The sequence below is a fragment of the Mesorhizobium sp. WSM4820 genome, assembly GCF_055811075.1.
Window position 1 is genome coordinate 325,931 of the sequence record NZ_JBVVQN010000005.1, and the last position, 17,597, is coordinate 343,527.

Genomic DNA, 17,597 nt, shown 5'->3' on the forward strand with positions numbered 1-17,597 from the left:
CTCCCTCCCCGGGTGGAAATTCCGGTAACACGCTGTACTATCTGCGAAATTACCGAAATCGGGAGGCTGCCGGTGCAGACCAAGAAGATCATCAACGACGGCAACCGCACTGTCGACGAGATGCTGGAAGGCATTCTGGCCGCGCATCCCCGCCATCTCAAAAGCATGGAGGGCAGCCCACGCTCGATCATCGCCCGCGATGGACCTCGCCAGGGCAAGGTCGGCCTCGTCATCGGCGGCGGCTCCGGTCACGAGCCGACCTTCCTCGGTTTCGTCGGCAAGGGGCTGGCCGACGCGGCGGCGATCGGCAATGTCTTTGCCTCGCCGCCGCCGGACCCGATCCTTGAATGCGCCAAGGCGGCCAGCGGCGGCGCCGGCGTGCTGTTCATGTATGGCAACTATGCCGGCGACGTGATGAACTTCGACATGGCTGCAGAGATGGCGGCGATGGATGACATCGAAGTGCGCACCGTGCTGACCACCGACGACGTGGCATCGGCGCCGCGCGACCAGAGGCAAAAGCGCCGTGGTGTCGCCGGCAATTTCTTCATCTTCAAGGCCGCTGGTGCCGCCTGCGAGCGGATGCTGTCATTCGACGAATGCGAGCGTATCGCCAGGAAGGCCAATGATCACACCTTCACCATGGGCGTGGCGCTGTCGCCCTGTTCGCTGCCGCAGACCCGCCGGCCGAATTTTGAGATCGGACCGGATGAGATGGAGATCGGCATGGGCATCCATGGCGAGCCGGGCATCGCCCGCGGAAAATTGAAAACCGCCGACGAGATCACCGACGAGATGCTGGACAAGATCGTCGACGAGATGGCGCCGGCACGCGGCGACAAGGTCGCCGTGCTCATCAATTCGCTCGGCTCGACGCCGCTGATGGAGCTCTACATCATGAACCGGCGCGTCAAGCAGCGGCTCGATGACATCGGCGTGTCAGTTCACGCGACCTGGGTCGGCAATTATTGCACCTCGCTCGAAATGGCCGGCGCCTCGGTGACGCTGATGCATCTCGACGCCGAATTGCAGACGATGCTCGACCATCCTTGCGACTGCGCCATGTTCCGCGCCGGCTGAAAGGATGCATCCATGACATCCATCGATGCAGCCGATCTGAAAAGAATGTTCGATGCGATCGCGGTGGCGATCGAAGCCGACAAGGACAGGCTCTGTCAGCTCGACGGGGTCATCGGCGACGCCGATCATGGCATCGCCATGACGCTCGGTTTTGGGGCGGTGCGCGATGCGCTGGCGCCGCTGGAGCTCACGGCAACCGAGCCGACTGTTCTCCTCAACACTGCGGCGAAGTCGTTCCTCAACGCCGTCGGCGCCTCGTCGGGCCCGCTCTACGCGACGGCCTTCATGCGTGGTGCGGCTGCCGTCAAGGGCAAGGCGACCTTGGCGGGCACCGATGTCGTCGCCCTGTTCCAGGCGATGGCGCAAGGCATCCAGGATCGCGGCAAGGCGGAGATCGGCGAGAAGACGATGGTCGACGCCTGGCTGCCGGCGGCGCAAGCCGCGGCCGCTGCCCGTGCCGCCGGCAAGACCCTGTCCGAAAGCCTGGCAGCCGCCCTCGAAGCAGCCGAACGGGGCGCCGAGGCGACCAAGGATATGATCGCCGCGAAGGGCCGCTCGTCGCGGCTCGGCGAGCGGTCGCTCGGACACATCGACCCCGGCGCGGCGTCGGCGGTCACCGTTATCGGCGCGATGCGAAAAAGCCTGGCTTAAGCGCATCGCATGAATGCGACGTGCTTAAGCTCCTGTTTTATACATGGTCGTTATCCCAAAACCGCTGCGCACCCTCGGTTCACGCCCGAGGGCATGCTTTTGGGCGACATGCATTAGCCCAGCTTCGCCGCGTCGAGCCTGTCGATCGCCTGGACATTGCCGGCCGATGGCCCGTTTTCGTCGAACTCCGATGCGAGCCAGGCATCGACGATCGACTTGGCCAGTTCCGGGCCGATAACGCGGGCGCCCATGGTGATGATCTGGGCATTGTTGGATTTCGCCGCGCGCTCCGCCGAATAGGTGTCATGGGTGAGTGCGGCGCGAATGCCGGGCACCTTGTTGGCCGAGATGGAAACGCCGATGCCGGTGCCGCAAAACAAGATGCCGCGATCGTTTTCGCCGTCGAGGATGGTCTGGGCGAGTTGCTGCGACAGGTCGGCATAGTAGCCGGCCTGGCTGAGGTCGCTGACGGTGAGGCCGGGTTTGGTGGCCAGGTGAGCGGCAATGACGTCGAGCAGCGGCTTGCCGGCGCTGTCGGCCCCAATGGCTATTTTCATTTTTTCTGTCCTTTCCTGTTCGATTGCTCTGGAGCCTGTTCCATCCCGATGGCATCGGGATGGGGCTCTAACTTTTGTTGGGCATGATCTTTTCCGAAAACCGGATTCCACTTTTCGGGATCATGCTATCTCTTGCTTGAGCATGATCTTTTCCGAAAACCGGATTCCACTTTTCGGGATCATGCTATCTTTTGTTTGAGCATGATCTTTTCCGAAAACCGGATTCCACTTTTCGGGATCATGCTCTAGATCGCCGCCGAGGCGCGTTCGAGGATGTCGATATAGCCTTCCGCCTGCCAGGCGGAGCGACCGATGAACAGCCCGTCGATATGCGGCTGGCCGATCAGCTCGGCGGCATTTTGCGGATTGACGCTGCCGCCATAAAGCACCGGCGGCATGGCCGGCAGAAGATCGCCGGCGATCTTCTTGATCAGCGCCTGCTGCCTGTCGGCGTAGTCGGCACTTGCCGGAATGCCCTTGTCGCCGATCGCCCAGACCGGTTCGTAAGCAAACAGGATCGTCGCCGCCTTGGCCTGGCCTTCGAGGTATTGCAGCGCGCCGTGCACCTGCAAGGCCAGCACCGCATCGGCCTGGCCGCTGTTGCGTTGCGCCAATGTCTCGCCGACGCAAATGAGCGGCACCAACCCGTGCTTCACCGCCGCTGCGGTCTTGAGACCAACCGTATTGTCGGTCTCGCCGAAATGCTCGCGCCGTTCGCTATGGCCGAGCTCGACGAGATCGAGCCCGCAGTCCGTCAGCATCACCGGCGAGATCTCGCCGGTCCAGGCGCCGGCGTCGGCCCAGTGCATGTTCTGGGCACCGACCTTGATCCGCGTCGATGCCAGCGCTTTCTTGACCTCGCGGACCGCCGTGAAGGGCGGGATGACGAAGGGCTGGATACGGTCGTCGAAACCGGGGACGAACCCCGCCAGCGCCCTGGCAAAGTCAGTCGCTTCTGCAAGCGTCTTGTTCATTTTCCAGCTTGTGCCGACCCAGTAAGCCACGCGTCCTCCTTCTAGAGCCTGTTCCATCCCGCGAGGCGGGATGGGGCTCTATCTTCTTTGACCATGATCTTTTCCGAAAACCGGTTCCCACTTTTCGGGATCATGGTCTAGTCCTTCTCGACCAGTGTCAGCGAAACGCCGGCGCCATCCAGCGCCTCGCGCATCAGCGGTCCCAGTTCTCGACCGGTGAAGACGGCGTCGAACGCCTTGAGATCGGTCAGGAAATGCAGGGCGGTGCGGCCGAACTTGCCGTGATCGACCAGCAGATATTTGCGGGCGGCCGCGGCCATCATCAACCGCTTGGTATGGACCACTTCCTGGTCCTGGTGGAAGGCGGAAACGCCGTGGATGGCGGACGACGACAGGAAGGCGACATCGGCGCGCAACGATCTCAGCGTGTCCTCGGCAAGCAGGCCGAAGAAACCGTGGAATTTCTTGCTGTACTGGCCGCCGAGCGCGATCAGGGTGATACCGGCAACGCCGGCCAGATCCTGTATCACGGCCAGATTGTTGGAGATCACGGTCAGCGGGCGCAGATCCGCAAGGTGGCGCGCAATGCCGCCCGCCGTCGAGCCGTCGTCGATGATCACCGTCTGGCCCGGTTCGATGACAGCCACGGCGGCAACCGCCAGGCGCTGCTTCTCCTCGGCGGCCTGCTTCTGACGGTAGCGGAAATCACTTTCGAACAGGCCGCTCGGCTGAATCGAGGCGCCGCCGCGTATCTTGCGCAGGAAGCCGCTTTCCTCGAGCTCGTCGAGGTCGCGATGGACGGTCATCTTCGACACGCCGAAGCGCGAGGCAAGGTCATCGACACTGGCCGTGCCGGTGTCCATCAGAAAATCCATGATGCCTTGCCGCCGGCCGTCGCTCTTCATCGTCCAGCCTGTTTCCTTTAATTCGCGTCGCCGCGTCCGCCGTGGCAGAAACGGCTGACAGAAGCTATTATAACAGATAAAATCGCATGCATGCCAAATTTTTTGTGATGGTGTTATGTTTCCCTGGGATGTTCGTTGCTTCTGATCGCTGCCTTGTAACAAGAATTGCTCTCGCCGGCATGGCCAGAGGTTGCGGTTCTCCGGAAATCCGGCCAGAAGCATCAATGGGCTGAATGACGACCGGACAGCTCGCAAACCATAGGCTTGAAACCAAATACGGGAGACCATTGGGTGGCTCGCATCACATTGAGACAATTGCTCGACCATGCCGCCGAACACGGCTATGGCGTGCCTGCCTTCAACATGAACAATATGGAACAGGGCCTTGCCATCATGGAGGCGGCCGAGGAGACCAAATCGCCTGTTATCCTGCAGGCGAGCCGCGGCGCCCGCGCCTATGCCAACGACGTCGTGCTGGCCAAGCTGATCGACGCGCTGGTCGAGATCCATCCCGATATCCCGGTCTGCATGCATCTCGACCATGGCAACAACGAAGCCACCTGCGTGACCGCGATTCAGTACGGCTTCACCTCGGTGATGATGGACGGATCGCTGAAGGAGGACGGCAAGTCGCCGGCCGATTACGACTATAATTCCGGCATCACGCGACGCGTCGTCGACATGGCGCATTGGGGCGGCGTGTCGGTGGAAGGCGAGATCGGCGTTCTCGGATCCCTGGAGATGGGGGGCGGCGAACAGGAAGACGGCCACGGCGTCGAGGGCACCGTCAGCCACGACCAACTGCTGACCGATCCGGAGCAGGCGGTGCAGTTCGTCAAGGACACGCATGTCGATGCGCTGGCCGTCGCAATGGGCACCAGCCACGGCGCCTACAAGTTCTCGCGCAAGCCGGACGGCGCGGTGCTCGCCATGAACGTGATCGAGGAGATCCACCGCCGCCTGCCGAACATGCACCTGGTCATGCACGGCTCGTCCTCGGTGCCGGAAGAGCTGCAGGAGATCATCAACAAATATGGCGGCCAGATGAAGCCGACATGGGGCGTGCCGGTCGAGGAGATCCAGCGCGGCATCAAGCACGGTGTGCGCAAGATCAACATCGACACCGACAACCGCATGGCGCTGACCGGCGCGATCCGCAAGGTGCTGACCGAGAACCCGAGCGAGTTCGACCCGCGCAAATATCTGATGCCGGCAATGGCCGCGATGAGGAAGCTGTGCAAGGAGCGCTTCGAGCAGTTCGGCACCGCCGGCAACGCCCCCAGGATCAAGCCGCTGCCGGTCTCGGAAATGGCCAAGCGCTACAAGTCGGGCAGTCTCGACCCGAAATTCGGCTGAGTGAGGCTCCCCCTCATCCGGCCGCTTCGCGGCCACCTTCTCCCCCTGGGGAGAAGAGGCTTAGCGCCAACGCTGGCGATCTCCTCTCCCCTCGGGGAGAGTTCGGATTGCCCCGAATTGCCCTTTGCAATTCGGTTGGCAATCCGGGTGAGGGGGACTCGCCGCCGGTTCTATCCTGTTCGCGGCAAAATCGCCGCCCTGCCGGTCTCGATAAACGGCGCCCAGTAGTCGACCGACTCGCGGATCATGGCGACGACCTGGTGGTCGACCGGCTCGCGTTCGCGGAACGACAGTTCGAGGCAGATCTCGTTGTCGACGCCGCCGCCGCGGCGAACCGTCTCCAACAATTTTTCCGGCGTGATGCGGCCGTCCTTGTTGTAGGCGGCGATGAACGGCCAATGGCCGCCCTTGTTCATCGACGACTGCTTGATGTGGATGATCGGCGATACCGTGGGAAAGGCTTCGGCCCAGGCATAGGGATCGATGTCGGCCGGGTTGCTCGAGGTGACGTCGCCATGGTCGATATCGACCATCATCTTCAACGGGATGGCCATGCCGGCCGCTTCGATCTCGTTGTGCAGGGACCGGCAGCACTCGATCGTATGGCCGAATTCGCGGCCGACCGACATCGGCTCCCAGAACAGATAGGTCAAACCGGCCGCCCTGGCGTGCTCGGCGACGTCGCGCCAGCATTCCAGCGCGATGTCGAAAAGCCGCGCGCGACGCTCGGGATCGTCAAAATCCCGGTGCGTGAAGATCGCGAACTGCGTGCCCATGCCGCTGGCGCCGAGCTCGGCCGAAATGTCGGCAAAGGTCTTGAACCAATCGACGTAGTAGCGGCGCACGTCGGCGTCGGGATGGCCGAAATGGTTGAGCCGCCCGTAAGGGCCGGTCATCCCGGACGTCACGCGCACGCCGGTGCGGTCGAGCGCCGTGCGGAACAGGCGGACGAATTTCGAGATCGTCGCCGCCGGCCAGCCGGGATTGACGAATTCATGCGTGAGCTGCACGTCCCGGATGCCGATGTCGTAGGCGATCGCGTCGATCAGATCGTCCGGTTCGGCAAAACGGTTGACCAGCGGATTGGTGTTGAGGGAAAGCGTAAAAGTCATCAGCCTGCCCTCACCAGTCGGCCAACGCACCAGTCCTCGAAGGCGGCTCTTTCCGCGGCGGACAGACGCAGGCCGTGCTTGGTGCGCCGTTCGAGAATATCGGCAGCGGTCAGCGCCCATTCATGCTCGAACAAATAACTGGCTTCGCGTTCGAAAAAATCCTTGCCGAAGCACCGGCCCAGTTCGGTGAGCGACCTGGACGCACCGACCAGAACGCGCGTCCTGGTGCCGTAGAGCCGGCCATACTGCTTGACCAGCGATGCCGGCATCCAGGGATATTCGCGGCCGAGGTCGCCGAGAAACTGCTCGAAGTCGGCGTTGGCGATATCGCCGCCCGGCAGATGTCCTTTCGACGTCCACGGCTTGCCCATTTTCGGAAAGAACGGCGCGATCCGGTCCAGCGCATGCTCGGCCAGCTTGCGGAAGGTGGTGATCTTGCCGCCGAAGACGGAGAGCAGCGGCGCCTGCCCGGATGATGCGTCGAGTTCGAAAATATAGTCGCGCGTCACCGCGCTCGGATTGTCGGCGTTGTCGTCATAGAGCGGCCTGACACCCGAGAACGAGTAGATGACATCGTCGCGGGCAAGTTCGCGCTTGAAGTAGCGGTTGACCACCTTGATCAGGTAGTCGACCTCGCTGGCATCCGCCGCCACGTCTTCCGGCCGCCCCTCATAGGGAATATCGGTAGTGCCGATCAGGGCCAGATCGTTCTGGTAGGGATTGATGAAGATCACGCGCTTGTCGCTGTTCTGGACCAGATAGGCCTGCCGCCCTTCCCAGAATTTCGGCACGACGATGTGGCTGCCCTTGACCAGCCGGACATTCCGCTTGGAGTTCTGGCCAGCCACGCGGTTGATGATGTCGTTGACCCAGGGACCGGCGGCGTTGATCAGCGCACGCGCCCGAACCGTGGTCCTGACGCCGGTTCGGCTGTCGCGCATCTCGACCGACCACAGGCCGTTTTCACGGCGGGCGGCGGTGCAGGCGGTCCGGGTGAAGATCCTGGCTCCCCGTTCCGCAGCGTCGAGCGCATTGATGATGACGAGACGGGCGTCGTCGACCCAGCAATCGGAATATTCGAAACCGCGCTTGAACGCATCCTTGATCGGCGCGCCTTCGGGCGCGGTGCGCAGGTTGAGCGTGCGGGTGCCCGGCAGCCGCTTGCGGCCGCCAAGATGATCGTAGAGGAACAGACCGAGCCTGACCAGCCAGGCCGGCCGGTCGTCCCGGCTGTGCGGCAGCACGAAGCGCATCGGCCAGATGATATGTGGCGCCGATTCAAGCAGCACTTCGCGTTCGATCAGCGCCTCGCGCACCAGCCGGAATTCGTAGTATTCGAGATAGCGCAGGCCGCCATGGACGAGCTTTCCCGATCGCGAACTGGTGCCTTCGGCGAGATCGTCTTTTTCGCACAGGATGACGGAAAGCCCGCGGCCGACTGCGTCGCGCGCGATGCCGGCGCCATTGACGCCACCGCCGATGACGAACAGATCGACGATTTCAGTGGCGCCGCTCATCTCGCCGGATCCTCTATGCCTAGATTGCGTTTCATGGCTGCCGCGACCTTCAGCACGGGTTGACCGGCGGGAGCCCGACGATGAAGCGGCGCACCTCTTCGGCCGCTTGCTCGGCCGCATAGGTCACCGTGCGCACGGAAGCGCCGGCGATATGCGGCGTCAAGGTGACATTCGGAAGCTGCAGCAGCGGCCAGTCGGCAGGCACCGGCTCGACCGCAAACGTCTCCAGCATGGCGCTGCCGATATGGCCAGGGACCAGCGCATCGTAGAGCGCGTCGTAGTCGACCAGCGGCCCGCGCGCGGTGTTGACGAAAATCACCCCCGGCTTCATCCGAGCGATGGTGTCCTTGTTGATCAGGCCGCGGGTCTCTTCGGTCACCCGGGGATGAAGCGTGACCACGTCGGAGCGGGACAGGAGATCGTCCAGTGCGACTAGTTCGGCGCCGGCATTGCGGTCTTCGGCGCTCAATTGCACATAGGGATCGGTGACCAGGATGCGGCAACCGAAGGCGCGCAGCAGGCGGACAACCTTGGTGCCGATATTGCCGTAGCCGATGACGCCGACGGTCATTTCGTTGAGCTCGCGGCCGGTGCGGTCGGCCCGGTAGAGATCGCCGCGCCATTCCCCTTTGCGCAAGGCCTCGTGCCCGACCCGGATCAGCCGCGTCTCGGCAAGGATCGCGCCGATGGTGAACTCGGCCACAGCACTTGCATTGCGGCCGGGCACGTTGACGACGGTGATGCCGTGGGCCCTGGCGGCAACCATGTCGATGTTGATCGGGCCGCCGCGCGAGACCGCAACCAGCTTCAGCGCAGGCAGACGCTGCATCATGGTCTCGGACAGCGGCGCAAGCTGGGTGACGAAGATCTCGGCGTCGCCAATGAAATCGACCACCTCGTCCGGATCGCCAAAATACTCCTTCACCTTGTCGAGGCCGAGCGCTGCATTGCCGAATTCCATCGGCTCGTCGGGCCAGGCCGCCTCAAGGGTGCGAATGTCGAGATCGGCGCCGCAGGCCTTCTCGATTTTCTCGCGAAAGACCTCGGGAAGCATGAAGCGGTCGCCAATGATTGCAATCTTCTTACGCATGCTCGACTTCTCAGTTTGCCCTGGATGCGGCCATCGACCGCCAGACCGGCCGCAGCGCCTCATGCGCCAATGTGTAGGACGGAACCGCCCGCTCATAGATCGCGGCAAGTTTTCGGTCGCTCGGTTCCGCCGCGCCCAGCAGCGGCGTGACCCATTCGCCGACGCATTCGTCCATCGAACTGTATTGGCCGACGCAGACCGCAGCGATCATTGCGGCGCCCGCGGCACCGGCTTCCTCGCGTTGGCTGGTGCGAATGTCGGCGCCGACGACAGCGCCGAGGATCTTGCGCAGAGCCGGGCTTCTGGCGGCGCCGCCGGTCAGCCGGATTTCGCTCGGCAGCGGCCCCATGGCGGCGTAGCAATCGCGCGACGCGAATGCCAGCCCCTCAAAAACAGCGCGAACCATATCGGCATAACCGTGCCGCGACGAAATGCCGACGAAACCGGCCCTGGCACTGGCATCGACGAACGGCCCGCGCTCGCCGGCCTCCGACACATAGGGCTGATAGAGCAGCGAGGCCGGCTCCGATGACGATATCCATTCGTCGACCAGCGCGATCATCTCGCCATTGCTGCGGGTGATGCCTTGCGAGGCGAGTATGCCGGAGGCGAGGCTAAGGATCCAATCGATGTTGAGCGTCGCTGCCATGTTCGACTGCATCTGCGCAAAGACGCCGGGCGCCGGCATCGTCATCGTGTAGCCGGTCCGGGCCTCGTTGAGCAGCACCTCGTCCGGCGTCTGAGCAAGCCGCATATGCATGCCGGTGGAGCCGATGATCGAGCAGCCAGGCTTGCGCTCGCGGTCGAGCAGGCCGGCGCCGAGCGCGGTGCAGGCCACGTCGACATACGCCAGCACCACCGGCGTACCGGAAAGCAGCCCGGTCGCTTCAGCAGCCGCCGCCGACAGGCCGGCGCTATGCCTGGTGCCGTCGACGATCGGCGGCAGCAGATGCCTGAGGTCGGCGACGCCGAGCACCTCAAGCACCTCGTCGCAATAGCCGCGGGTGCGGAAGTCGCCAAAGGTGAAGGTGCCCTCGGAAGGATCGGTGGCGCGTTCGCCGGTCAGGTTGAAATAGAGCCAGTCCTTGCAATGGAACGCTGTCGCGGCGCCGGCAAGCCTGTCAGGCGCGTTGCGCTTCATGAAGGCAAGCTGCGGCCCCTGCTGGCAGGCGGCGAGCCCGCTGCCGGTCTTTTCGAAACGAAGCCGGTCATCGGGGCGCGCGCGGATCTCCTCGACGATGGCGGCAGCGCGCGCGTCGAGCCACAGCCAGCCCTTGGCGACCGGCTCACCGTCCTTGTCGATCAGCCAGGTGCCGTCGCCCTGCCCGGTCACGGCGATCGCAATGATGCGGCTGGCGAGGTCCGGCACCTTGTCGGCAAGCTGTCGCAATGTGGTCGCCGTATCGGTCCAGGTGCGTGCCAGATCCTGCTCGGCGCCGCCGCCCGGCAAGGTCTCGTACCGGTTCGGTACCGCCGCGGCCGCGAGCTGCCGGCCCGCCGTGTCGAAGGCGACGGATTTGATGACAGACGTGCCGGCGTCGATGCCGATCAGCACATCCCGCATCAGGCAAGCTCCATGCCGTGCGAAATGGCCATGCCGCTGGACTGATCGAAGACGTGCAGATTTTTCGGATCGATGCTTATGTTGATCGGCGCGCCAAGCTCCAGCCGGGTCCGGTCATGTTCGACCAGGACCAGCGAGCCGCCGGCGAAATCCGCCGCGATATGGGTCTGGTCGCCGAGCCATTGGTTGGCCGAAACCGTCGCCGGCACGCCGTCCTTCGAGCGGCGAACCGCATAGGGCCTGACACCGATGACGACCCGCTGCCGTTTGAGCAATTCGTCGCGAACCGAGCCGCTGAACGCGTCCTTGTCATAGTCGAGTGAAAGTCCGTCGGGCAGCCGCAGATTGATCTTGTCGGCGGCCGTGCCGACATAGGCCTCGAAGACATTCATCGGGGGCTCGCCGACGAACGTGCCGGTGAACAGGTTGGCCGGCCGCTGCTTGAGCATATCGGGCGTATCGAACTGCTGCAGCACGCCGCCTTCCATTACCGCGATCCGGTCGGCCAACGCGTTGGCCTCGGTCTGGTCGTGGGTGACCAGGATCGCCGTCAAGCCGCGCTCCTTGATGAAGTGCTTGATGCGGCCGCGCAGCACCGCGCGAAGCTGCGGCTCGAGTTGGCCCATCGGTTCGTCCAGCAGATGCAGGTCGGCCTCGCGGATCAGTGCCCGGCCGAGGCTGGCGCGCTGCTGCTGGCCGCCGGAGATGGAACTCGGATAGCGCTCAAGAATGTCCTCGATCTCGAGCAGCTTGGCGATGCTGGCAACTTTCGCGTCGACCTGACTTTTCGGCAGCCTGGCCGCCTTCAGCGCAAACGCCATGTTCTCGCGCACGGTCAGCGGCGGATACAGCGAATAGCCCTCGAACGCCATCGCCACATTGCGCTTGACCGGCGGCAGCGTGTGCACCTTGCGGCCGGCAACCGAAATGCTGCCGCGCGAGACCTCTTCGAAGCCGGCGATCATGCGCAATGTCGAAGTCTTGCCGCAGCCGGACGAGCCGAGCAGTGCGACGATCTCGCCCTTGTCGATTTCCATCGTCAGATTCTGAACGGCGTGCACACCTCGGTCGATCGGGCCGTAGAATTTGTCGACGCCGGAAATGGTGAGTGCGCTCTGGCTCATGCCGCTTCTCCGCTGCGCAAATTGACGACGTTTTTCGAGCCGATGCGGTCGCCACTGGCACGATCGAACAGCAGGGCGCTTTTGCCGTCGACGGCGATATGGGCCCTGCCCTCGGTTTGACCCGCTGTTCCGGCCGGCCGGGAGACCAGGATTTCGCGACCGCGCACGGTGCGCACCAGCGTGACGATCTTTTCGTTGAGCGGCGTCTCCGCCTCGACGGTCACCGGAATGGCCGCGGGTGTTCCTTCGTCGACGAAGCGCAGCGCTTCGGGCCGCAAGCCGATCACGCAATCGCGGCCGACCGTGGCGTCATAGGCGCCGGTCAGATGGACCTGGACATTCGACAGACCGACATAGATGCCCTTGGCATCCCGCGACGGCTTGACGTCGAGCAGGTTGATTGTCGGATCGCCGAACAGCCGCGCGATCTCGATGTTGGCCGGCTCGCGATAGATCTGCTCGGGCGTGCCGAGCTGCTTGATGACGCCTTGCGACATCACCGCGATGCGATCGCCGAGCGCCATGGCCTCCTTGTAGTCCTGGGTGACGTAGACGACGGTCGCACCGCGATCTGCCAGCAGCCTCGGCAGTTCGAGCCGCATCTCGAAGCGCAGTTTGGCATCAACGTTGCGCAGCGGATCGTCGAGCAGCAGCACCGGCGGCGAGCCGACCAGAGCGCGGGCGAGCGCGGTGCGCTGCTTCTGGCCGTTGGACAGCGCCCGTGGCTTGTGGCTGAGCACGTGGCCGATCTTCAGCAGCTTGGCGACGCTCTCGACACCCGCCTTCATCGCGCTTTGCGACGATCGCTTGGCCTGAAGCGGCGTGGCGATGTTGTCGAAGGCGGTCATGTGCGGAAACAGCGCGAAATTCTGGAATGCCATGCCGACGCCGCGGAACTCGGCGTCAAGCTCGGTCATGTCCTCGCCGCCGATGAAGATTTTTCCCTCATCAGGGTCGATGACGCCGGCGACGAGCCGCAGCAGCACCGTCTTGCCGGCGCCGGACGGTCCGAACAGGACCAGGGTTTCGCCGTCGGCGACGCTCAACGACAGATTGTCGAGCACAGTCTGGCTCTTGTAGCGCTTGACGACATTTCGCAATTCGAGGCTGGCCATCGGGAGCTATCCTTTCACCGCGCCGAGCGACAGGCCTTCGACGAGATAGCGCTGCGCGTAAAGGGCGAGCGCCAGCGTCGGGGTGATCGACAGCACGATCGCTGCCGAGATCTGGCCGTACTGGATGCCGGAGGAGGTGATGAAGGCGAGCGCGCCGACCGTCACCGGCTGCTTGTCGGCCGAAGCGAGCACGAGCGCGAAGATGAAATTGTTCCAGGCGAAGATGAAGGCGAGCAGGCCGGCAGCCGCGATGCCGGGGCCGGCGAGCGGCAGCGCGATCTTGCGGAAGGTGGCGAACCAGGAATGGCCGGCAATGCGATAGGCGTATTCGATATCGGCCGGGATGTCCTCGAAATAGCCGCGCACGATCCACAGGATCAGCGGCAGGCAGATCAGCTGATAGACCCAGATCAGCCCGATATAGGTGTTGGCCAGTCCAAGCTTCTGGAAATAGAGGGTGAGCGGCAGCAGCACCAGCAGCGCCGGCGCGAACCGGAACGACAGCAGCGTGAAGGCGATGTCCTCCGAGCCGCGGAATTTGTGCCGGGCAAAGGCGTAAGCGGCGGGGACGCCGAGCAGCAGCGCGACGGCGACCGAGGTGACCGACAGGAACACCGAATTCCACAGGTTGCGCATGAAGGCGATGTCGAGCGTGCCGGCCGCCGTGGTCAGCTTGCCGGTGATCAGCGCGGTGTAGTTGGCCAGCGTCGGCTTGAAGACAAGCTGCGGCGGAATCCGCAGGATGGTCTCGTTGGTCTGGAACGACATCATGAGGATCCAGACGATCGGGAACATGAAGAAGATCACGACCAGCGTCAGCGCTATGCCACGCAGGATGCGTTCGAGAAGCGAGGTGTGTTCCATCCCGGCCTCCTATGCCAGGCCGCGGGCGCGTTCGCGCAGCCGCAGCCAGTTCTTGATGAAGATGTTCGAGAGGAAATAGGTGATCGCCCACAGGATGATCATCAGCGCCGCCGAGCGGCCGACATTGGTCGACTGGAAGAAGTTGAGGTAGGCCTCGACCTGGAAGACGGTCAGCGTGTCGCCCGGACCGCCTTGGGTCATGGCATAGATGATGTCGAACTGCTGGATGGAATCCAGCAGGCGAAACAGCGTCGCCGTCAGGATGTAGGGCGTCAGCATCGGCAAGGTGATGCGGAAGAACACAAAACTCCGCGGCACGCCGTCAAGTGCCGCCGCCTCGAAGGGCTGCGTCGGCAGGCTGCGCAGGCCGGCAAGCAGCAGGATCATGATGAAGGGCGTGTAGACCCAGATATCGACAAGCACCACCGTGAAAAGCGCGGTCGACGGCGACGAAGCCCAGCGGAAATCCTGCAATCCGATCAGGCTGGCGAGGTAGCTCAGGACGCCAAAGCCGGGATTGGTCATCAGCTTCCACATCAGCGCGGCAAGCGCCGGCGCCGTCATCAGCGGCATCAACAGCATGATCGAGATGAAGTTGTTCAGCGTCGAGCGCTTCTGCAGCAGCATGGCGATGCCGAGACCGAGAAGCAGTTCAAGCAGCACGGTGATGCCGGCATAGAGCAGCGATATCTCCAGCGTGTTCCAGAACCTCGGGTCGGTGAAAAACGAGATGTAGTTGTCGCCCCAGTTGAACTGCCGCGCCCAGGGCTGGCTCAGCCGGTAGCGCTGGAACGAGTAGACGACCGACGTGAAGAACGGGATCAGGATGCCGATGCAGACGAGCAAGGCCGGCAGGCTGAGCACATAGGGCAGCACTTTCTTGCTGATCCTGAAGCCGGAAGGCCTGTTTCTTTGCATTGTCGCCGTAGTCATCGTGGCTCACCCGTCATCTCTGTTGCTTCGCCCTGCCGGCCGCCCAGGGAGCTAGGCGGCCGGTTGGGCGAGTGGCGGCACCGCCGTTGTTTGAACATCGGAATTTCCCAAAACCGATTTGGGTCCGATGCTCCAGGCGCCGCTTCGCAGTGGAATGGCCGGCTGGCCCGCAGCAGCGGGCCGGCCGGCCGCCAGGACTCAGCCGAGCCCGGCTTCCTTGAGCTGGCCGTCGACGCTGCTGGCCAGCATGTCGAGGCCTTCGTCGACCGGCACTTCCTTGGCCACCATCTTCTGCAGCGTCGCCGCCCATTCGGTGGTCAGATCGAAGAACAGCGGCTGCGGGGTGAACTTGATGCTGGCGCCGGGCGCCGAAACGTCGAACATCTCGACATAACCCGGATAGCTCTTGTTCAGCTTCTCGCGGAACATCTGGTCGTTCCAGACCGACTGACGCACCGGATTGACGAAGTCCATCTCAGTCGCACCGAACAGTGCATGCTCGGGCCCGGATGCCCATTGCATGAAGTACCAGGTGGCGTCCTTGTCCTTCGAGAAATTGGACATCGACAGCGACCAGATCCAGATGTTGGGCGTCGGAGCCTTGGCGGCGGGATTGGCCTTGAAGGCGGAGAAGGCGAGCTTGCCGGCCATCTTGTTGTCGCCGCCATTCATAAAATAGCCGAGGATGTCGGCGTCGAAGATCATCGCCGAGGCGCCGGCGCCAAGATCGGTGCCGACCTGATACCAGGTGTAGGTCGACCAGTCCTTGGGGCCGCTCTCCTGAATCATCTGGACCCACTGCTTGTGGAAGGCCTTGGATTCGGCGGTGTTCATCGCGGCCGACAATTTGCCGTCGGCCGAGACATTCAGGTCCTTCTGGTCAAAGTTGGCATAAGCCGACAGGAAGCCGGGATGGATCGTCGCCCAGGAGCGCGAGCCGCGCACGCCGATTCCGTAGACGCCGCCGCCGACATCCTTGGTGAGCTTGGCCGCCGTAGCGACCATCTCGTCCATATTGCCGGGAACGCTGACCCCGACCTTGTCGAACATGCCCTTGTTGTAGGTGATGTTGTTCTGTTCGAAGCCCCACGGAATGCACCACTGCTTGGCGTCGTCGGAACCGAGCACGCCGCCGGGCTGGCCGTTCCAGGCGCAGGACTTCCTGACACCGGGCAGGAAGTCGTCCCAGGCATAGTTCACATTGGTCTTGGTCGGATCCTTGATCCATTCGTTGAGGTCGGTGATCCAGCCGGCCGGGCCGTAGGTCCAGGTCATGTAGGCGCCGGTCATGAAGGCATCGTATTCAGGCGAGCTGGCCGACAGCGCAGCGGTGACCTTGTCGAAATAGACATCCTCCGGGAAGACGTCGTAGACGACTTCCATGCCGGTCAACTTCTTGAAGTTTTCAAGGTTGGCGATCATCGCATCCGCGTAAGGATGCTTGTTGAGCAAGAGCTTGATGGTCTTGCCCTTGTGCGCCTGCCAGTCGAAGTCCGCCGCCAGCGCACGGGTCTGCCCCAGATTGAGCAGCGTTCCGGCCGTGCCGGCGGCAAGGCCCATCGCGCCAAGGCCCTTGATCAGCCCACGACGATCGACTTGTCCGCGCAGGAACGCGTCGATCAGGTCTTTTTCTTTCTCATGCATTTGTCTTCTCCTCCACAGGGTAGTTTCAATCGAATGGCTGCCGGCTACCCGACCGGCGTCTGCTCCACGAGTTTTCGCGCCGTCCGCTCATCGGTGACCAGGCCCTTGAGATAGCGGCCCTCCAACACCGATTTGATGGCACGAACCTTCACCTTGCCGCCGGCAACGGCGACAATCCTGCGATTGCTGATGTCTTCGCGCGCCAGCGCCAGCGCGCGGTTGGAAAGCGTCGTCTCGACCGCCTTTCCAGCATCGTCGAAGAAATGGCCGAGCAGTTCGCCGACACCGCCGTTGCGGCGGATCTCCTCCATTTCGCCCTTCTCGATCATGCCGGTGGCGACCAGCGACGCCTCGCGCTCGGCAGTGCCGATGCCGGCGATGAGCAGGTCGGCGGACTTGCCGAGATCGAAAACCTCGCTGATGCCCTTCTGCCCGAGCAGCACGGTTCGATCCTCGACCGTGTTGGCGAACATCGGCACCGGCATCACATAGGCTTCGGCGCCGGTCCGTTCGGCCAGGCGGTGAATGACGTCGTGCGGATTGGCTGAGAACTTGCGCGTCAGGCCGCCGAGCAATGAGACGAATCGGGTCTTTTCGGCCGATATGCGCGGCAGATATTCGACACAGGCGGCGAGCGTGCGGCCATGGCCGACGCCGATCAGCGTATCCTCGCCGCGCTCGATCTCACGTTTGAGGAACTGCGCGCCGGCGATGCCGAGCGCCTTGAGCGGCAAGTCCTCGCCATCGAAGTCGGGAACGACCTCGCAATAATCGAGGCCGTAGCGGCTGGACAAATCGTCCTCAAGCGCGACGCATTCCGACACTTCGCCGTCGATATAGACTTTGACCAGCCCTTCCTGATTGGCCTTGGTGATAAGGCGATGCGCCTTGAGGCTGGTCAGGCCAAGCCGCTTGGCGACCTCCGACTGGGTCAGGCCGCCAGCATAATGGAGCCAGGCGGCGCGCGTCGCCATACTGGTTTCATCGTCGCGCAGGAGGCCGTTTCCAAAACCAACCATTTCCGCCCTAAGATATTTTTATCAGGTGATGCAAAATTTTTCACAAGGTGTCGCAGGAGTCAAGCGCCGCAGCGTTCAAATCACCTTGAGAG

The 17,597-nt window shown here is 63.2% G+C and carries 16 protein-coding genes; 3 read left to right on the forward strand and 13 right to left on the reverse strand.

Going from position 1 to position 17,597, the window contains the following annotated elements:
• Nucleotides 1-72: 72 nt before the first annotated feature.
• Both AC0L2R_RS11390 and dhaL read left to right on the forward strand, forming a co-directional pair.
• Nucleotides 73-1,080 (forward strand): dihydroxyacetone kinase subunit DhaK, encoded by a 1,008-nt coding sequence (locus AC0L2R_RS11390; protein ID WP_091599882.1) that lies wholly within the window; start codon nucleotides 73-75, stop codon nucleotides 1,078-1,080.
• A gap of 12 nt (nucleotides 1,081-1,092) precedes the next feature.
• Nucleotides 1,093-1,731, forward strand: coding sequence for a dihydroxyacetone kinase subunit DhaL (dhaL, locus tag AC0L2R_RS11395; protein ID WP_473508898.1), 639 nt, complete (start codon nucleotides 1,093-1,095; stop codon nucleotides 1,729-1,731).
• Between the two features lie 113 nt (nucleotides 1,732-1,844).
• On the opposite strand, the gene derI is transcribed toward dhaL, so the two are convergent.
• From derI to AC0L2R_RS11410, 3 genes are all read right to left on the reverse strand, one after another.
• Entirely contained in the window at nucleotides 1,845-2,288 is a 444-nt protein-coding gene (gene derI, locus AC0L2R_RS11400) for a D-erythrulose-4-phosphate isomerase (RefSeq protein ID WP_128179734.1), read from the reverse strand.
• A 245-nt stretch (nucleotides 2,289-2,533) separates the two neighbouring features.
• The gene (locus tag AC0L2R_RS11405) at nucleotides 2,534-3,319 is read right to left on the reverse strand and encodes a triose-phosphate isomerase (RefSeq protein WP_287073374.1); all 786 of its coding nucleotides are present in this window, start codon (nucleotides 3,317-3,319) and stop codon (nucleotides 2,534-2,536) included.
• A gap of 80 nt (nucleotides 3,320-3,399) precedes the next feature.
• The gene (locus AC0L2R_RS11410) at nucleotides 3,400-4,167 is read right to left on the reverse strand and encodes a DeoR/GlpR family DNA-binding transcription regulator (protein WP_473508900.1); all 768 of its coding nucleotides are present in this window, start codon (nucleotides 4,165-4,167) and stop codon (nucleotides 3,400-3,402) included.
• 291 nt (nucleotides 4,168-4,458) lie between these two features.
• On the opposite strand from AC0L2R_RS11410, the gene fba reads away from it, so the two are divergent.
• The gene (gene fba, locus AC0L2R_RS11415; RefSeq protein WP_473508901.1) at nucleotides 4,459-5,523 is read left to right on the forward strand and encodes a class II fructose-bisphosphate aldolase; all 1,065 of its coding nucleotides are present in this window, start codon (nucleotides 4,459-4,461) and stop codon (nucleotides 5,521-5,523) included.
• A 170-nt stretch (nucleotides 5,524-5,693) separates the two neighbouring features.
• Here the strand turns inward: fba and AC0L2R_RS11420 are convergent, their stop codons facing one another.
• From AC0L2R_RS11420 to AC0L2R_RS11465, 10 genes are all read right to left on the reverse strand, one after another.
• Nucleotides 5,694-6,635, reverse strand: coding sequence for a sugar phosphate isomerase/epimerase family protein (locus AC0L2R_RS11420; protein WP_473508903.1), 942 nt, complete (start codon nucleotides 6,633-6,635; stop codon nucleotides 5,694-5,696).
• Nucleotides 6,635-8,152: a glycerol-3-phosphate dehydrogenase gene (locus AC0L2R_RS11425; RefSeq protein WP_473508905.1), complete on the reverse strand. Its 1,518-nt coding sequence runs from the start codon at nucleotides 8,150-8,152 to the stop codon at nucleotides 6,635-6,637. The genes AC0L2R_RS11420 and AC0L2R_RS11425 overlap by 1 nt, the downstream gene beginning before the upstream one ends.
• 49 nt (nucleotides 8,153-8,201) lie before the next feature.
• The gene (locus AC0L2R_RS11430) at nucleotides 8,202-9,242 is read right to left on the reverse strand and encodes a 2-hydroxyacid dehydrogenase (protein WP_473508907.1); all 1,041 of its coding nucleotides are present in this window, start codon (nucleotides 9,240-9,242) and stop codon (nucleotides 8,202-8,204) included.
• Between the two features lie 10 nt (nucleotides 9,243-9,252).
• Nucleotides 9,253-10,806 carry an FGGY family carbohydrate kinase gene (locus tag AC0L2R_RS11435; protein ID WP_473508909.1) on the reverse strand — a complete coding sequence of 518 codons (1,554 nt, stop codon included), beginning with the start codon at nucleotides 10,804-10,806 and terminating at the stop codon, nucleotides 9,253-9,255.
• A complete protein-coding gene (locus tag AC0L2R_RS11440; RefSeq protein ID WP_287172282.1) occupies nucleotides 10,806-11,930 on the reverse strand; it encodes an ABC transporter ATP-binding protein in 1,125 nt (374 codons plus the stop codon). Before AC0L2R_RS11440 ends, AC0L2R_RS11435 begins: the two co-directional genes overlap by 1 nt.
• A complete protein-coding gene (locus AC0L2R_RS11445; RefSeq protein WP_473508911.1) occupies nucleotides 11,927-13,045 on the reverse strand; it encodes an ABC transporter ATP-binding protein in 1,119 nt (372 codons plus the stop codon). The genes AC0L2R_RS11440 and AC0L2R_RS11445 overlap by 4 nt, the downstream gene beginning before the upstream one ends.
• A 6-nt stretch (nucleotides 13,046-13,051) precedes the next feature.
• Nucleotides 13,052-13,909, reverse strand: coding sequence for a carbohydrate ABC transporter permease (locus AC0L2R_RS11450; RefSeq protein ID WP_023800184.1), 858 nt, complete (start codon nucleotides 13,907-13,909; stop codon nucleotides 13,052-13,054).
• A gap of 9 nt (nucleotides 13,910-13,918) precedes the next feature.
• Nucleotides 13,919-14,842: a carbohydrate ABC transporter permease gene (locus AC0L2R_RS11455; protein ID WP_091599904.1), complete on the reverse strand. Its 924-nt coding sequence runs from the start codon at nucleotides 14,840-14,842 to the stop codon at nucleotides 13,919-13,921.
• Nucleotides 14,843-15,040: 198 nt separating this feature from the next.
• Nucleotides 15,041-16,486: an ABC transporter substrate-binding protein gene (locus AC0L2R_RS11460; RefSeq protein ID WP_128167495.1), complete on the reverse strand. Its 1,446-nt coding sequence runs from the start codon at nucleotides 16,484-16,486 to the stop codon at nucleotides 15,041-15,043.
• 44 nt (nucleotides 16,487-16,530) lie between these two features.
• On the reverse strand, nucleotides 16,531-17,505 hold the full coding sequence (locus tag AC0L2R_RS11465; protein ID WP_287341386.1) for a sugar-binding transcriptional regulator: 975 nt from the start codon (nucleotides 17,503-17,505) through the stop codon (nucleotides 16,531-16,533).
• Nucleotides 17,506-17,597: the final 92 nt, after the last annotated feature.

Coding starts and splice junctions, on each gene's coding strand:
- AC0L2R_RS11420 (WP_473508903.1), bottom strand. CDS start 6,635: ATGACTTTTACGCTTTCCCTCAACACCAATCCGCTGGTCAACCGTTTT.
- AC0L2R_RS11410 (WP_473508900.1), bottom strand. CDS start 4,167: ATGAAGAGCGACGGCCGGCGGCAAGGCATCATGGATTTTCTGATGGAC.
- AC0L2R_RS11430 (WP_473508907.1), bottom strand. CDS start 9,242: ATGCGTAAGAAGATTGCAATCATTGGCGACCGCTTCATGCTTCCCGAG.
- AC0L2R_RS11405 (WP_287073374.1), bottom strand. CDS start 3,319: ATGGAACAGGCTCTAGAAGGAGGACGCGTGGCTTACTGGGTCGGCACA.
- AC0L2R_RS11455 (WP_091599904.1), bottom strand. CDS start 14,842: ATGACTACGGCGACAATGCAAAGAAACAGGCCTTCCGGCTTCAGGATC.
- AC0L2R_RS11445 (WP_473508911.1), bottom strand. CDS start 13,045: ATGGCCAGCCTCGAATTGCGAAATGTCGTCAAGCGCTACAAGAGCCAG.
- AC0L2R_RS11450 (WP_023800184.1), bottom strand. CDS start 13,909: ATGGAACACACCTCGCTTCTCGAACGCATCCTGCGTGGCATAGCGCTG.
- AC0L2R_RS11460 (WP_128167495.1), bottom strand. CDS start 16,486: ATGCATGAGAAAGAAAAAGACCTGATCGACGCGTTCCTGCGCGGACAA.
- AC0L2R_RS11440 (WP_287172282.1), bottom strand. CDS start 11,930: ATGAGCCAGAGCGCACTCACCATTTCCGGCGTCGACAAATTCTACGGC.
- dhaL (WP_473508898.1), top strand. CDS start 1,093: ATGACATCCATCGATGCAGCCGATCTGAAAAGAATGTTCGATGCGATC.
- AC0L2R_RS11435 (WP_473508909.1), bottom strand. CDS start 10,806: ATGCGGGATGTGCTGATCGGCATCGACGCCGGCACGTCTGTCATCAAA.
- AC0L2R_RS11425 (WP_473508905.1), bottom strand. CDS start 8,152: ATGAGCGGCGCCACTGAAATCGTCGATCTGTTCGTCATCGGCGGTGGC.
- derI (WP_128179734.1), bottom strand. CDS start 2,288: ATGAAAATAGCCATTGGGGCCGACAGCGCCGGCAAGCCGCTGCTCGAC.
- AC0L2R_RS11465 (WP_287341386.1), bottom strand. CDS start 17,505: ATGGTTGGTTTTGGAAACGGCCTCCTGCGCGACGATGAAACCAGTATG.